General features: G+C 39.9%; 16 protein-coding genes. 8 read left to right on the top strand and 8 right to left on the bottom strand.

The window, feature by feature from the left end:
* Positions 1–584 precede the first annotated feature (584 nt).
* Positions 585–1,055 (top strand): JAB domain-containing protein, encoded by a 471-nt coding sequence (locus DSL64_RS05100; protein WP_229216963.1) that lies wholly within the window; start codon positions 585–587, stop codon positions 1,053–1,055.
* Between the two features lie 402 nt (positions 1,056–1,457).
* On the opposite strand, the gene DSL64_RS05095 is transcribed toward DSL64_RS05100, so the two are convergent.
* The 7 genes from DSL64_RS05095 to DSL64_RS05065 all read right to left on the bottom strand — a co-directional run bounded on the left by DSL64_RS05095 (position 1,458) and on the right by DSL64_RS05065 (position 8,885).
* Entirely contained in the window at positions 1,458–1,751 is a 294-nt protein-coding gene (locus tag DSL64_RS05095; protein ID WP_115829554.1) for an HU family DNA-binding protein, read from the bottom strand.
* Between the two features lie 156 nt (positions 1,752–1,907).
* A complete protein-coding gene (locus tag DSL64_RS05090; RefSeq protein WP_115829553.1) occupies positions 1,908–3,002 on the bottom strand; it encodes a serine hydrolase domain-containing protein in 1,095 nt (364 codons plus the stop codon).
* Between the two features lie 354 nt (positions 3,003–3,356).
* Positions 3,357–5,894 (bottom strand): patatin-like phospholipase family protein, encoded by a 2,538-nt coding sequence (locus tag DSL64_RS05085; RefSeq protein WP_115829552.1) that lies wholly within the window; start codon positions 5,892–5,894, stop codon positions 3,357–3,359.
* A gap of 647 nt (positions 5,895–6,541) precedes the next feature.
* Positions 6,542–7,075: a hypothetical protein gene (locus DSL64_RS05080; protein ID WP_115829551.1), complete on the bottom strand. Its 534-nt coding sequence runs from the start codon at positions 7,073–7,075 to the stop codon at positions 6,542–6,544.
* A gap of 294 nt (positions 7,076–7,369) precedes the next feature.
* A complete protein-coding gene (locus DSL64_RS05075; protein ID WP_115829550.1) occupies positions 7,370–7,861 on the bottom strand; it encodes a hypothetical protein in 492 nt (163 codons plus the stop codon).
* A gap of 21 nt (positions 7,862–7,882) precedes the next feature.
* Positions 7,883–8,437 carry a hypothetical protein gene (locus DSL64_RS05070; protein ID WP_147300339.1) on the bottom strand — a complete coding sequence of 185 codons (555 nt, stop codon included), beginning with the start codon at positions 8,435–8,437 and terminating at the stop codon, positions 7,883–7,885.
* Positions 8,438–8,507: 70 nt separating this feature from the next.
* Entirely contained in the window at positions 8,508–8,885 is a 378-nt protein-coding gene (locus tag DSL64_RS05065) for a hypothetical protein (RefSeq protein WP_147300338.1), read from the bottom strand.
* Positions 8,886–9,111: 226 nt separating this feature from the next.
* Between DSL64_RS05065 and DSL64_RS05060 the strand changes: the two genes are divergently transcribed.
* From DSL64_RS05060 to DSL64_RS05035, 6 genes are all read left to right on the top strand, one after another.
* A complete protein-coding gene (locus DSL64_RS05060; RefSeq protein ID WP_158547873.1) occupies positions 9,112–10,929 on the top strand; it encodes a sensor histidine kinase in 1,818 nt (605 codons plus the stop codon).
* 87 nt (positions 10,930–11,016) lie between these two features.
* The gene (locus tag DSL64_RS05055; RefSeq protein ID WP_115829546.1) at positions 11,017–11,649 is read left to right on the top strand and encodes a response regulator transcription factor; all 633 of its coding nucleotides are present in this window, start codon (positions 11,017–11,019) and stop codon (positions 11,647–11,649) included.
* Between the two features lie 220 nt (positions 11,650–11,869).
* Positions 11,870–12,151 carry a hypothetical protein gene (locus DSL64_RS05050; RefSeq protein ID WP_115829545.1) on the top strand — a complete coding sequence of 94 codons (282 nt, stop codon included), beginning with the start codon at positions 11,870–11,872 and terminating at the stop codon, positions 12,149–12,151.
* A gap of 106 nt (positions 12,152–12,257) precedes the next feature.
* Positions 12,258–13,004 carry a hypothetical protein gene (locus DSL64_RS05045; RefSeq protein ID WP_115829544.1) on the top strand — a complete coding sequence of 249 codons (747 nt, stop codon included), beginning with the start codon at positions 12,258–12,260 and terminating at the stop codon, positions 13,002–13,004.
* A gap of 7 nt (positions 13,005–13,011) precedes the next feature.
* Complete coding sequence (locus tag DSL64_RS05040; protein WP_115829543.1) at positions 13,012–13,527, top strand: hypothetical protein; 516 nt, start codon at positions 13,012–13,014, stop codon at positions 13,525–13,527.
* A 630-nt stretch (positions 13,528–14,157) separates the two neighbouring features.
* Complete coding sequence (locus DSL64_RS05035) at positions 14,158–14,601, top strand: hypothetical protein (RefSeq protein ID WP_115829542.1); 444 nt, start codon at positions 14,158–14,160, stop codon at positions 14,599–14,601.
* A gap of 324 nt (positions 14,602–14,925) precedes the next feature.
* Here DSL64_RS05035 and DSL64_RS05030 read toward each other — a convergent pair whose 3' ends face one another.
* Positions 14,926–15,117: a recombinase family protein gene (locus DSL64_RS05030; protein ID WP_115829541.1), complete on the bottom strand. Its 192-nt coding sequence runs from the start codon at positions 15,115–15,117 to the stop codon at positions 14,926–14,928.
* Positions 15,118–15,841: 724 nt separating this feature from the next.
* Here DSL64_RS05030 and DSL64_RS05025 point away from each other — a divergent pair.
* On the top strand, positions 15,842–16,582 hold the full coding sequence (locus DSL64_RS05025; protein WP_115829540.1) for a hypothetical protein: 741 nt from the start codon (positions 15,842–15,844) through the stop codon (positions 16,580–16,582).
* Positions 16,583–16,593: the final 11 nt, after the last annotated feature.

The following is a 16,593-nucleotide window of genomic DNA, read 5'->3' as shown; positions in this document are numbered from 1 at the left end:
GGATTATTATTTTCGTCTATTGACTCTTAATTATGCGGTCCATTTTCGTAGAATTTGTATTAGCATTTTTTCTTTCCCAGGTTATATAAAGTTTTATATAACTTGGGACGACGTAACTTTCTTTTTGCAAGAACGCGCATGACACTGTGGATGCCCTTCCTCAGAATAACGACACTTGCTTCCATAATTGACTTACGATCCAGATTTCTCCCCAGGTCTGCTATCTTGGCATTGTCTTATTTCTTCTCCCCATTTTTTACCAAACCGCATTACTTCAAGCTTGCTATAAAATGGATTTTACAACCAGCTTATGACAACCGTAAAGCGGACTATCAAAGGAATTTACATTTCCTAAATCGCCCATTTAATAGTTGGGACGCAATGAACCAGTTAATGCAGGAAGACCACACATCAATTTCGCTGCTAAGTTAGCCACCGGGCCTTGCTGGAAGTAAGCCAAATGTCCGGCATAAACACAGGGCCGTACGCGCCTGGCTATCCTTTATTCCGTTGCTTTGTCTTCCTTAGCCGCCGGTGGCAGGTGCTGCACCATAATAGATCTGATCACTTAAAATCATTGAATTGTGGAAACTACCCGAAATCAATCCGGAATGTTTGTAGCAGCAGAGGTAGAACTGATTTATAAAAGTTACGTCAAAGCCTCTCAAAGAGCTAAAATCGGAATTGCTTCAGATGCTTATCGTGTATTTTTGAATAACTGGAATCAAGATGAAATCGAACTTCGTGAATCTTTTAAAATCATGATGCTCAACAGAGCCAACCGTGTCCTTGGAGTTTATGAAGTGTCCAAAGGAGGATTAACAGGTGTTGCAGTAGATATGAGAATGATATTCATTGCCGCTTTGAAGGCTAATGCAGCGAGCATAATCCTGGCACATAACCATCCATCCTGCCAGTTAATTGCCAGTATTTCAGATAGAGAATTTACACAAAGGGCGAAAGCTGCCGGAAAGCTTCTAGATATTGAGGTGCTGGATCATCTGATCCTGACCAGCGAAGGTTTCTTATCCTTTGTCAATGAGGGTTACCTGTAGTAAGTAGCTTTTGTCTGTAAAAGATAGCCGGTAGTCGTTGGAAACTACCGGCTATAATCATGGCTGCAAGACATCCGAAAATTACCGATTGCCATCATAAATTATGATTTTTCAAAACATCAACCTAATAGGACGCAAAAAGACAGTCAGATTGTCCATGCGTACTACCACTGACCCTTTCACAACAGTAAATCAGCATTTCAATTTCAGCTCACACAAAAACTATGACCTAGACCCGACAAGACCAATACAGAGACCTTTACATAATCATCAAAAGGCCCAGACGTCGGAAAACCACTTTTTTACAGGCATTTCATTAAACAGGATCTTATTCAGTCGCCCAAGACGCAAAAAGGATTATACAGCAAAGGCTCCTGAGTGTCAAATATGGATTGTAAGCGCTTAAGCAGTGTGAAGCTGTCGCTGCTTCACCTGGTGTACAAACTCATCCGAAGGTTTAAAATGTGGAATAATGTGAGCTGGAACAATCATGGTTGTATTCTTAGTAATATTTCTGGCCGTCTTCTCCGCTCTTTGCTTGGTAATAAAGCTGCCGAAACCCCGAAAGTAGACATTTTCACCCTCTGCCAGTGCTTCTTTAATCGTCACGAAAAAAGATTCCAGCACGCTTTCAGCATCCTCTTTGTTAAGCCCTGTTTTGCTCGTGATCTTTGATACTACGTCTGCTTTTGTCATATTTTTACATCTTGAATGAAACGGCAAATGTAGTAGTAAAGAGCTAATTATCAATGAGCAGTGTTAAAGGATATGAACTCGTGCACGCCCCTTTAGTAGGGGATTTATCATATTCAGAACGTTTTAATCATACTTTCACCTACTGACGACCAAATTTCATCGATTCTTACCTGTATTCCTTAAAAAAGCAGAAAGTACCTCCCAGCGCATCTGGTTTGGATCAACAGTATTTGTGTTACTGAGTATGAGTAGCGTAATATTTTGGTCTATGAGGTGAACCCAATTCGCATGGTGCCCATAACCGTAGCCCTGACGTTCAGCAACCTGGTATTGCTCAGTATTAATCTGCTTGGGATATACCCAAAATCCTATACCTACATCGCCTAGATTCGGATAGGAAGAAAGCATAAAATCCACAGTTCCTTTTTTTAGCAGCTGATGCTTAAAAATTGCCTGATCAAACCGCAGCAAATCTTCTGGTGTTGAGTACATTGCACCTGCGGAAAAATAGTTATCAATGTAATAATTGGTAGGTTTGTAAAACGTGAACGGATGCTGATCACTATTAAAATATCCTTGGTCCAAATGAGCTATGACATCATCATGATGAAGGAAATCTGTATCTTGCATGTTAAGTGGAACTAGAATATGCTGTCGAAGCGCCTGCTGGAAAGATTGTCCATAGATAAGCTCGATAATCTTGCCAAGCAGAATAAAGTCTCCGTTATTGTAATCGAATGAAGTGCCCGGCCTGGTAATAAGCCGCTCGGAGCAGTATCTTGTAATAAAGCTATCTACAGGCCATGCCGTTGAATTGTATGCCTCTGCAATTTCCCGCATTTCTTTCTTATCGCGTCCGCTACTGTAAGTAAGTAAATCTTTAATTTTAACCTTATCAGCGCCTTCACCTCTATAATCCGGGTAGTAAGCACCAATGGTAGAATCGAGGTGAATTTTACCCCGCTCATAGAGTAGCATCACCAAGGCAGCAGTGAAGGTTTTAGTAACAGAGAAGATATGAAACCTGGACTTAGGCGAATACCAGACACTGTCTTGTCGATTCGCGAGTCCAACGTACTTCTGGTATTCTACTTTACCATTCCTGGCAATCAAAACAACTCCGTTAAAATCACTATCGATACGAAACCTTTCTACTACAGCCTCAACTTCTTTGCTTTGACCGAAAGTGACTGATGCGATAAAAAGTAAAACAGCAGCGGTTAAACTTAAACAATACCTGGTTACTCTCATTCTCTATAGTTAGTTGGATACTAAATGTAAGTAGTACCTTATAACTTAGGCCCCGGCATATTGTTAAAAACCAGCTCATGAGCTTTTCTACTAGCAATTGATGGATTAAAAGTTAGCTGGTATGGGAGTAGTTCTTACCGCAATTGCTTACAGTCCGTTTCTGACGCCGGTAACCAGCTCAGCCATAAGTCACCAAGATAAATTTATTAAACACCGTATCCATCCAGTCTATCTGTTTAAGTTATATGCATCCATACCTCTCATGCATTGAGATTAAAAATACTCAGAATAAAAGAAATCAAAGTTGCTTGTATATCTTTTTATCTGGTCAACCGGCTTGATTACCGACATTTTTCAAATTTTAAGTAAGTATGGTTGAAGAGGTTTATTCAGCCAGGCGGTATCTTTCACAATTTGATGCAATCCGGAATGGGGTAAACTCAATCTCATATATTGCAGCGACTGCGGTACCATTTGCCGACCTAATGGTGGTGTTACATATTTAAATGGTTCTTTTTGGTATATATTGTTAAGAATAATGTCATTTTTATTTTCAACCATTTTTTTTATCGCCTGGTCACCAACCCTCCCTTTGTAAAAATCCTCCAGATGATCCTTGTTTAGCAGATACGGCAATTGTATCTGGTGGTATTTGATTAAGGAATCTCCGCCCTTGCCTAAATAATCAAATTTTCGGTTCAGATAAGTTGCGACGAAACTGATTGACGTTACCGCTTCGAGAACGGAAATAAATTCCTGACTATTATTGACCTTTTTTTGCACAAGGTGGTTAGCCACGATCTGGCGCAAATAAACGTCTTCATCGTTAGCAATCTGAATGAAGACAAATTTCTTTTTGCGCCATTTCTTTTCATAGTTCGGAAAGCATGGGAACACCTTGGTACGAAGGTATTCACTGTAGTCCATCAGGCTCATCAACCCACTGTTTTCAAAATAACCTCCGTCCAGAAAATAACCTTTTCCGTCTACTTTGGCAGGAGGACTCAATATCGGAAAGCGGTCGACAGTAGAGGTCGCATCCAGGAAACCAAGTGATGCTTTGTTTTGATCTTTAAAATCCAACAGGTCTGTACAATCAAAAAAAATGTCGTCGAAACTTGCGCCATCTGTCCGGACAGAAAAGGAAATTCCCCTTTGCGTGTGTGTGGCAGCAGAATTCATAATCAACGCCGGAAAAAACTTTTTCTGGCTTACCTGCCGCCGGAACAACTCGCCCCAATAGTCCTGAAAGGTAGAACTTGTCAATGCGTTAGAAGAATTATCGTAGTCTGCTCTGTCCAGTGCTGCGTTGGCGTAAATCTGCATAGCCCGGCTTGAACGATCCTTGTCTACGCCAAAGAAATCCAGAACGCACTGTGGCAAAAGGCCGCAAAGTAAATCGTGACCTAAAAGATATACCAGATCAATTGCAACATAGTTTTTTTGACTGATCTGTTCAATCAGTTCCTCGGTGGTCTTGGTGCCAGGTTCCTTCTGCAGAGCAGTGTACAAACTCCCTCCGACCCCTCCCCCCGAAACGCCAGAAACGGCAACAGCATCATCAAGCAAATAGTTATAATTAGCACTTGCAAGCTCATTGAGTACCAAATCTGTCCAGATGGTGGCCTTTAAACCTCCTCCATACAGAGAGATAAAATAGATATTTTCCTTGTCTTCAAAATGTTTTTGCATGGCCTGATTGAATTCCCCGGTTCCAACCGCAGCCGGCTTCTGACCATGGGCCGAAGATTTTAATGGAATCGTTTCCAGGCGATGCAACTCATTACCGCTGACAAAATCAATGCAGATTACCCACACTACAAAAAAGTAGGGTAAGACCGGAGTAAACCAGCTAAAAAAATAATAGCTGAATTTGGTTAGCCCGAACAATTCAGGCTTTTTTTCAGAAAGCCTTCCTCCCCGGTCATACTGCCTGTAAAATATATAATGCTTTATGGGAAGCACAATTACACCATAGAAAATAATAAAGTAGCTAATAAGAATTACAAACGAATTAAACATCAGCGGTCTGAAGTGTGCCAAGCCCACAATGACCAGACTTAGGAATCCACCCATTGACAGGAATATCAAAAAAGTCGTGTCTGTCAGAAACACAACCCGTTTCCGACATAGCCTCATTACCGAATATTGAAATGACAATGTGTAAAGTGAAAGAATGTAAGTCCAATAAGTGCCTTCAGACCAATGCTTGATGTAGGATATAATCACCGCAAAAAAAACTGTGATAAAACATATCACTGTGGTAACCCAGAATATAAGCTTTAGTCTTTTTAAATTAACTGAGTTTGGATTCCTGATCATTCTCGAAAATTTCGCTCCGGCCACACGGGGGATAAATACAAAAAACGAAATGCTTATTGCCAGATACAACACACATTCCAGTAACATATATTTGTGCAGTGTATAATCGAAGTCACCTGCTGCTCTCACACGAACGACATTATTATAGTATGTACTTGCCGCTATATAATACACAGCAGCAAGTAGAAGTAAGCCAAGTATATGCCGGAAGCTCGAATCAAAAATTGATTTTAGACCGCTGGCCTTGTAAGTAATGAATCCTATCGGACAATTACCCGGGGACTTGTGCCAAGTAATGCGTAGGGTATCCAGCTGACCAAGAGTACGACTGAATTCGATATATGTCGGATAGTGCGACACTATACTTATCAGAAAAAAAAGGGTCAGATAAAAGGATGGTAGGCTCGTTTTATCCTTCCCATTTAGTAACGCAATGAAAAGAGTATCGGTTTGCGCCAGATAAGTCAGACCATACACGACAAAAATGATTAGCAGACTAATCCAGGCGCTTTTAGAAAGATTAATTAATCTGAAAAAACCATGGTAAACTTTATACGTCCAAGCTTTCATATAACAATTGATTTATCTGTAAAAACAAATAGTTGACCAAATTATGGTTTGCGGCTTATTTTGCCTTCTCTTCAATAACTTCACATTTTTTGCATCAGACATCTGCCAGATTCGGATAGTACCGTTCCGCGCTGTCGTTTAGAAATCATCTACCGTAAAAAGATCATAAAATGTCATTTCGCATCCTTGATTGGAAATGACCAATTGGTCTGTAACCTTAAAATCAGGACATCAATCACGAGCAAGAAAGGGTTAATCTCATACTATCAGGAGGGCAAGTTCGAATTGGGTTCTAAGTTAATGGTAATTTCTTAATGATTTAATACCGTTAGATAAAGGCTGGAGTGGCCGGAAGATTCGGAAAGATTTAACTTAAAGTAGCCTCAACAAGTACTGAAATCGCGACATGGAACAACAGAATATGAATTGTATTCTTCATATCAGCTAAAAGAAATCACAGATTGAACCTAACTCTCAGCGATACATTCTGGAGATTATGCCGAGTTTGAACCAAACTCATTAAAAACCATCTTCGCCCGCGACGCAAGCATGCTCACTATATGTAATGGTGGTGCTCATCATTCTACCAAACATAGATTAAAGCGTACTTAGTTGTACACAGAAATCTGCAGGGCTTTCCATTACTTCTAATCCGCATTTCCGTTAAACTCGGTAACCGGATTTGAATAATGAAAATAAACAAGCGGCTGACCGGATGTCACAGCTCCATAACCAGACTGAACATAAGGATTTGTATTTCCGCAACCTGGTAGCCATAAAACATAGTTATAAGGTACACGGAAAGCCATAAATTTTGTAGCCGGATCATATTCCCCATTGCCTCTTTTCATTACAATCATTGCACCTTTCCGGCTAACAACAGTCTCAAAACTCTTTGTCCCGAAAATACTGGAAACGAGTGTGACCTTGACTGTACTGTCAGCTAAAGACCCAATGTTTACCGTCCCATTTCCAGTTTTAAGATGGGTCCGCCAATTGGAGGGAGGTGCGCATGAATTTGTTTGGCCCAAATTCATATTCCCTTCCATGTGAGATACAGTTCCGGAATATGTGCCGGAAATTGATTCCGTAAGAGATGCTGGAAAATCTTCTTCTTCGACAACCGCTTTGGGCTGGCATGCACTTAGAAGTAAGGCCATTAAAAAATAGTAATTTTTCATTTGGTAAGTTTTTAAATACTACAAAAATATCATCGTCAATACCCCGGCAGATCATTGCATTTAGCAATTGGCTTACCTTGTGATGCAGGCGGCTGCTTAGTCTACATTCCTGACAATCCGCCCACTAAAATTCTAACCCGATCATAATACAACCTCTTCTTTCCAGCTGAATTCTAAATAAATCAACATATCTCACCGTAAACAATATACGTCCTTACGATCTGTGATACGCCCCCGCTGTTTCTTGCCTGACTAGCTTGTGGCAACAGGGGTTTGTAATCCTTTGCTGACAGGTCAACATCCGTATATTGACAATGTGTAGCAAGACCCGGAACTCACAGTGGATGAACCGCAAAGATTCCTTGCGTACTGTAGACTCTGATTCATATTAGTAACCAAAGACGCAATACTTGATGTTTCTCCAAGACGGTAGTAAGATTCGATGGCCCATGCATAGTTTACAGCTGAAGCGACATAGCTGTCTCGCTGGCAATTTGAGTTGATATTAACCTTTGGCGGCATTCCATCACTACAAGTAGTACAGGAGGGCGTTTTCCACCCTTTAACTTGCCCTAATAGTTGCTTAACGACTGCTGCACTGTTGCCATTGTAGCTTGTTGTACTGCCCGCACCGCCGCCCAATTGCCCAGCAGGGGTTAATTCTATATCATTACGATCTAAAATTTCATTTAAGCTCGCCGGAATGCCAGAATCGCTCGTACACCCCGCAATCAGCACATAAATCAATACTATCGCTACGCTAATCAATGATCTACGCTTTTTCATAATTCATACTTTTATTTGATTTTAGAATTCAATGCCTGCGGAAATAAAAAATGGAGGTATGTATGCCTGATCACTCAGCATCGTAAATGCTCCAGGTATCCATACCTTCCCATACAATCCAAATCTTCTCCCAATCGGTACACTCAAGCCAGCATGTGCTCCTAAGTCTATTTTACTTCCACTCCACTTTGTTTCTCCAACACTACCATGATATGCCGCTGCACCTATCGCAAGATCCATTCGGGCCGCATTCCATAAAATTGGTAATGCACAGCCTAATCCCGCATTGAATTGGCCTAACGTATAGTTAGCACTGGGAAAACAGGCATATCCGACATTAAAATAGCCGACATCTTTCAGACGTTTTCCTTTGACGATCTGTTGTGCTTTGAAAAACCATTTTACCTGGCCTTCCACCCCTTGCAGAAAAGCTCCTTTTGACTCCCCATGTATATTATCCGACAAATAACCCAACTGTATTATGCCGCGCTTTGTAAGTGTATCAGATACCTGGCAATAGGAATTACCTATCCCAAACAAAAAGATAAAAAATAGATTTAAGACAAAATGTTTCATAGAAGCTAATTTAACCTATGATCTCAGGAGTGAACTCCCATTATGTTTTCTATGACCAATCATATTCAGCTCATCTGAACCGAACGTTATCTACACACACTCTTACGCTACCGGACTCATCAATTAACGCAGCAGTTACGTCAGATGCGTCCCCTGCCTGCAAAGTTTTCCCACGATCAGTTACACAATTATACTTTTGCGCCTGTGAACGATATCCATAGCCAAATGAAACATCCTGACTATATCTATTTTCAAACTGAAATTCCCAATGCCATTTTCTTGCATAGTTATTGAAATCTCCGCGCTTTACTCTGCACACGATTCCTTCATACCGGGAATTTACCACAAACCACTCCCCCCAACCGTCTTGCGATTTAACAGGGGTATTTGAATTGGCAATGAACGCCATACAACACATGACGGCACATAAAAAACACAGCTTTTTCATACTCATTTTTGGTTAAAAGATGCTATTTATAGCTACACCGTAGCAAACACAAACACTTCACGTGCAGCGTAATAGATAACTTTTCACTGCCCGTTGTGTCTTTGCAAATCTCCTTATATCACCCCCGTTGAACAATACCAACTTCTTTGTATTTTTAGTGACTTATTGGAAGGATACCTTTGGAACGCAGGTGTCAGCAGGCTGTATTACATAAGCTATGATCTCGATGAAGAAATCGTCAGGAATTTTTCTGTTTCTGTTGTGTGTCATAACCGCTGATGCACAACCAGCATTGGTAATTGACCATCACAAGAAGGAATTTGAAATGATGCGACATATTGCCTACTTCACCGATACAACCAATAACTTCCGGATTGATACGATAAGAAAAATACAGCGACGCGGATTGTTTGAGCACAACCCAAAAACGTATCGAAACTTCGGCATTGACCCGTCCAGGCACTGGTATTTTTTCACCATAAGAAATGCTTTTGGCGCGAAAGAATTGATTATGGATCTTCCTGATTCCTATCTTGACCACATTAAAGTACATATTTTCAAAAATGGTTTACCCTACAATCATTTTCTGACGAATGGATGGCGAACACCCATCAACCAAAGACCCGTAGCATCCTACCATCATGCCTTCCCAATCAGCCTTAACTCTCCGGGCATTTTTGAAGTATTTGTTAATGTCAGAAGGGCAACAGGCACAGTAAAAGGTACTGTTTTGTTGGAAACAAAAGAAAATTTTTACAAGAACTACATTTTAGAAAACCACATTTCATCCTTAGTTCAAGGAGCCATCTTGCTGATGTGCTTATTTGGCTTTTTCCTTTTTTACCTTACTGCTGACAAACTTTATTTATGGTATTGTCTTCAAAATATCTCCCTGTTCCTCTTAATCGGCGCACGCCATGGAGTTCTGAACTTTTATTTGTTAGGCACCCTGGACATGCTGTCAGGAAGTTATGCGAACTACATCTGTGCGCTATCGTATGGGGCGACACACCTTTTTTTCGTACTGCGTTTCGTACAAGTCAAAAACCTACTCGGATTGACGTTTTATAAATTTATCCTGTTGCTGATCTCTACTCAACTTCTTTTGTTGCTGCTCATTCCATTCGGCCAAATTGCGCGACTAAAATATTATCTGATGTATGGCTGCATCATTGCGACCGCGTTTACTGTTGCATTAATCATAATTAAAGGAGCAGCAAGAGGTAACAGAAATGTCAATAGTTATGCATTAGCCCAAACACCATTTCTGCTTTTGATCCTTTACTATATGGCTGGGATATTTTTCCCTGTTCCTGTAAGTTGGATCACCCTTCATGGTCTGCAATTCGGACCGCTGTTTGAGGTTACCGTTCTGGCAATTGCTCTTGCTGAAAGGTTCAGTGGCTTTCAGCAACAGAATTATATACTTCTAAATAACCTCAATGAAGCCCAAACACAGATCATCCAAATTCAGGATGCCGAACGGCAACGTATCGCCCAGGATCTGCACGATGAGCTGGGGGGGAATCTGGCTGCGATCAAAATGAGTCTGCAAAGCTCAGGACTGATTAAGGAGAAGGTTTCACCTTTGCTCAAACTTATCGATCAAGCTTCAGTCAATACGCGCAATATCGCTCACAATCTGATGCCGCCCAACTTTGAAGATGTTCTGCTGATCGATTTGTTAACGAATCATTTTAGCAAGCTCGATCTGGATGGAGACATCCGATTTCATTTTCACGCCACCGGATACCAGGAAGGTAAATTTAGTAAACAACAGGAACTAACCTTGCATCGCATCGTGATGGAACTTGTAAGCAACATTATCAATCATTCCGGGGCGTCAGAGGCCACCATTCAATTCATTGGTTATCAAAAGCATCTGGAAATCATGGTAGAAGACGACGGAGTAGGATTTTTCAAACCCAGTCAAAAGGGAATTGGTTTGAAAAGTATCCGGTCCCGGGTTAATTTTCTAAAAGGTCATTGCAATATTGACTCAAATGAAAGGGGAACCACTACCGTCATTCAGGTTCCCTATTAAAACAGAACAGTGACCAAGACGAAATACTAAATACCTGAAAGACAGTCCCAAGGATTTATTTTAAAACCACCAGTTCGCTGATTCACTATGAATGATCCAATTAAAATAATCATTGCTGACGATCACTTGCTTTTTATTGATGGTCTGAAACGACTATTGGAAGATGACACAAGTATCAAAGTTATCAATATCGCCAATAATGGAAAAGAGCTGATGCACATCTTACAGACGCATCTGCCCGATCTCATTCTGATGGATATTAACATGCCCAAAATGAATGGACTAAGCGCAACACAGATGATCCGCCAAGCCTACCCACACATTCTGGTGATTATGTTGTCTACATACAACGAAAAACATCTCATTGAAAAAGCAAGGGAAAGTGGCGCAAACGGCTATTTAATAAAAGACATTAATAAAAACGACCTTCTAATTACAATTAGAAAAGTCCTGAGTGGCGAGAGTGGCTTCCCAAATTACACGAAAAAAAACTTTATGGATTTTCAGCATGGAGATTCATTTTTAAAACAGTCCAACCTCACCAAAAGAGAAATTGAGATTATTCAATTAATCAAAACCAGTCAATCCAACAGACAAATCGCAGATCAATTATTCCTGAGTATATACACTGTGGAAACACACAGAAAAAATATCATGCAAAAATTGGGATTAAATTCCCCTGGCCAGCTTATGAGGTTTATTCTGGAGAACGGCTTATGAGTTTAACGTTGAATCTGCGTTGGATTAAAACAAACACCTCACGGGTTTAAGAACCAATTTCTCGCCTAGCATAATTTAGATAAATTCTGTCAACCTGAAATGTATCCATGGATTGGTGTAAAACGTCTGCCAGTTTAGAGGTACATCAGCATCTGTTTTAAGGTAATAGACACTGTTTTGATAATATTTTACATAAATTGTACAAATAATCAATTTTCAAATGAAAAGGATAGCCATTATTACAGGTTTGATTGCCCTTCTTATTTCGGTATCAGTGTATGCATATACGATCTCAAACGAACCTAAGGTAACTTATCAAACTCACGTTATTTCAGGAGAAGTAAATAGCCCTAAATCTATTGCGTCGAAAGTTATGCAAGAAGCAGAATCTATCAAAAGCCAAGGTTATCGATTGGTAGATGTCTCGATGACTTCGATACCTTTTGGGCAAAACGACTATCGAATTGTATACGTAGCAACATTCGAAAGAGTAAGTCCATAGGTGTAGAATTGCTAATAATGCGATAGGTAAATCCTGTGAAACGACATTTTTAAAGATTGTAATGCAGAAATGTAGTCTTTGAATTATCGAAATTATAACAATTCCTATGAAAATTTTTCTTTATTTCTTTTTTATCCTAATTGCCTTATCTTGTAAAAAGTCTGATGTTGATGTCGTTGTAAAAGATACTGTTCTTGATGAATATCCTGATTGGCATACTTTGAAAGCTCCGATTGACCATACGATATCAGGTGTCTGGGGCAATTATAATAAGACGGTGCTCATCTCTACAATGTTTAAATTGTTTCGTACCACAGATCAGGGCAGGCATTGGGAGCAGGTTCACCAGCGGTCTATTGGCATGATAGGAGTAGTTCAATATCGCGACACGCTATTCACTATGACTGGCCTAACAACAGGTATAAATAACAATATTCATCAAGAGGTGATTATACACGCAGGTGATTATAGTATAGATGATGGTAAAACCTGGGAAATATATAAAGGAAGAAATCCTATCTTACGTGATCACCCTAGATATGATTCCCCAGACAAATTCCTGATAAATCCGATTATAGCTCCCAATAAGGTAACCTACCAGATTAACAGAGCCTTTCTAGATGGACCAAACGCAGAGAACGGTACTTTTGAGACACCTGGGGTTGTAAAATCTACGGGAGAAAGGATCAATCTTCCCCAGCTTCATCAGTTGCGAAGCCTTTATCTGGACGACGAGCTGCGGCTTTATATTGTTGGCAGTGACGCAGTTTGCGGTTCAGCAGAATCATTTAAGTTTTGCAACAGTAAGTTTGGGAGAGGCGTGGTGTACGTTTCCAAGAAACCAGTTCCGTAAACTATATATGAAAAAACATATCCTTACATCATTTTTTTGTATCCTCACTTTGTTCCAAAGCAGTTTTGGTCAGCAAGCCAAATGGTATAATGTTCCTACCAGTCCGAAAACGCTGATGGTAGGTGCAGGGCCAACAATATTTGGAGCAAACCTGAAAGGAGGGATTTTCCTCAAACAGCATTTTCTGGTCGGCGCGTCAATTGAAGTACATGAGTTTCTTTCTTCTCGAAAAGAGGCGGGCCTTTTCGCAAGAAAATATGTAAATAGCAACAGACTCTCTGTTTTTGTGCAAGTCGGGCCTTCCTATGGATCTTTTCAGGAGTGGGATTTTGATATGGATAATAAAACGCCTGGTCCGACACCTTTATACCGCCGATTGAAATTGAACGGAATGGCCGGAGCCGAAATTAGAATAACCCAACTGATAAGTATTGAAGGGGAATTAGGGATAGGAAGGATAATGAATACTAACTGGTGGGCACCCAGTATCCGGAGTTCGGTGAATTTGCGTTTTTACAAGTGAGGAAGAACAAACTATAAAAAATAACTTCTATTTTCATGTAAACCTTTTTCGGCTGCTAATACAAGAAAAGATATTCTTATTCAGAAGCCGTTTTGTTCTTAAACCTATAACGTATACCCCAATTTGATGTGACGATTGCCGAGCCTTCAGAAACGATTGGTGCCAGCCCTATTTGAAATCCAAATGTCTTCGAAAAAAGTGAGAAAAGTGAGCGCTAACCACTACGACCAACCCAGGGAGCGTGTTAACCCTTCCACCTAATCCAGCTTAAATTTCAAAGTCTTCTTTTTTGATAAACTGATAAGTTATGACTGCTTCTAGCGACATGTTTTCGATTTGTGTATCTATGCCTGCATGGAGTTCGGAAAGATACCGGTCTTTCAACTGATCGTTGAAACCTATAAAGCGCAAATTGGACTGATGGCACTAACCTCAAATTGAGAGAAAGTTATGATCGTACAAAAGAAAATTTTAAATAATTTACGCATGCTGAGACTTCAATTCTAAAATGCAACTAAACAAAAATAGATTCAATATTAAGGAGTCCATGGGATCAGAGAAGTTAATAGAAACAGCTCTGGATCTGCTATTTTTGACTTCATTTTACAGAATTAATGTCAATTAAATGATATGCATAGATTATTCAAAATACTGTTTGCAATTTTACTTACACCACTTGTCGTATCCTCCTGCATTAACCAATTCGGCGTGTCTGGGCCTACTATTGGAGGGAAAAAGCGTAAGAATAAAGTGGCTCCACCGTATGATTTTAGCAAAGCTATGTTTGATTATCGTAGGGAGAGAGGCTATTGGCCAAAATCAGAAATGGAATTTACCTCATATAACCGACAGGCTGTCAAGAACTTATACATGCAAGATTTTAGCGATTGGTATCTGGGGAGCAATAACCAAGATAGTTTGTATATTCATTTTACCCATGCTTCGGTTACTTCCAATGGCCATGTTGGTGTTGTGCCAATACCTGTGAAAGACCTGAAAATTAAGACTTTATATGTTTTCTCAAAAGGAACGACAAAAACGATACGCAAAAGGGGAAAAAAGGATAGTGAGTAACTGATCCGGATCTGCTACCTACCAAGTTAAGCGTTTCTTTTTCTTTCCGGCTTATCTTCTCCATAGCAGCATTAGCTGATATCTACTAACAGTTTTAGCTACCAGACCATACCTTATGTTTGCTTCCCCTGCTATTGGATACATTATCCCTGAAGCAGATAGAGCTGGCACTTTTTTGGTAGTTATGTGCAGTTTACAATTTTAGGAGCCACTTTCTATAATTTGCATTCTGCACCGCTTTACGCATGAAATACTTATTTCTGTTAAACTTACAATCTATGACACTAACAGGTCTGTTTCGAAACCTCGTTTGCTCCACTGGGCCTACTTACTTGTTTTCCTTTCGCTTTTTGCCAGCAGCTGCACTGCTCTGGTATTCTCCAGGATCATTTCCCACTCATACTCTGCTAATGATTCGGAAATACCAATTACCATCTTCCACGCCGGAGTTGATGACTCAATTCCCAGATCCAGCACTCTGAATACAATTCCTTTTTTGGCAAAATCTTTAACCATGTTAATAAAGTGATCCCTGCTGCTACCAAGCCTGAAAAACCTCTACACGGTAACGGTGTTTGCTTCTCTTAGAAAGCATTTTGTCAAGTTTGGGGCTTTGCACTGAAAGGCCGTTTATCTTTTCTGGAATATTTTATCACACAATATTTTTCCAGAGCTTGAATTTGTGTGCCGGTGCTCTTGTCAACGGTAGCAATACGCATATATTCAAAAACTCTGTTCATTGGTGTCAAAACGTCCGTCCCACAAGTATAAAACTAATTTTTAGCTGAACTTACTTTTCGAACCTTGATTCCAGAATTGTAATAACTAGTCCAGAAAGATATTGAGATAATACAGAAAGATATGGCCTTCTGAACCACGTCCACACACATCAAACGCATAAGATGCTGTGATACCCATTAGACTTGATTGAAATCGCATACAATGTAAATCATTAATATGGATTGCTTGTGTAAAGTGTACAAAAAGGAAGCAAATTTTCTGGGTTTTTGTAAGTGTGAATCTGCAAAATGACATCCAATAATATAATTTTAACATGTTATTTTTATACTAAAACAACTAGGCAACCATGGAAAGTTTTAATCATTGCCGACTCGTTCCAGAATGGGTCATGTTGACTATGCTGGTAGTCATAGTTCTGTCCAATAAATCACCACCCGGTCGATAGGTATTCAAAATGAAATGTTAGACGGTCGATTTAATATACACAACACCGATTACAATGGTAAAGCTCAACAATAAATACGTCTGCCTCTCTTTGATTTTAATATTCCTCGTTGTTGTGTCTGGTTATGTATTTGCACAGCAAGCAGCTGCAAATTCCACGGGCGAAATAAGGCGACAGGTGGACGATAAGATGGAAAGGCATCAATGGGAAATCAACATTAATATTGGGCCTCTATTAAAGTTAGGAACTTCCAGTGCCTGGGCTAATCCATATTTAATTAAGAGGAATTTAGGCAGAGAAGCAAAATATGGAGCGCTCAGATTCATGGTTTCTCCAGTCAGCATACATCGTCGCCAGGTATCTGAAAATGATACAAATGGAATATGGTATGATGCAAAATCATCTTATTTCCAACCCATGGCCTCGTTTGGTTACGAACGGCAAATAATGAAAGGTAGATTTATGTTTTACTATGGAGCCGATATTGCATGGCGATTAGAATCTGACAAGTTTAAGGATGATAATTACCGGGATGCTAAGAATCCAAATTTGCCTAATGGAAAGTTGCTCATCAAATCACATCAGAATTCGTTCTGGGCGGCTCCTTTGATTGGTGGCAAATATTACTTAAACCATAGATTTACCATTGGTCTTGAGAGCCAACTGCAATTTGTTTATTCGAAAAAGGTTCAACAGGAAGTATACAAGGGCGTCCGCACGACACAAACCAGAGTTAATGCATTTGAAATTTTACACTATCCCTATTACATGTTAAATCTTAGCTATAACCTTTAAACTATAACGAT

Origin of the sequence: Dyadobacter luteus, from assembly GCF_003383615.1 — a bacterium.
GTDB lineage: Bacteria > Bacteroidota > Bacteroidia > Cytophagales > Spirosomataceae > Dyadobacter > Dyadobacter luteus.
The sequence above is the reverse complement of the archived record's forward strand: the minus strand, read 5'-3'. Positions and strand labels throughout refer to the sequence as shown.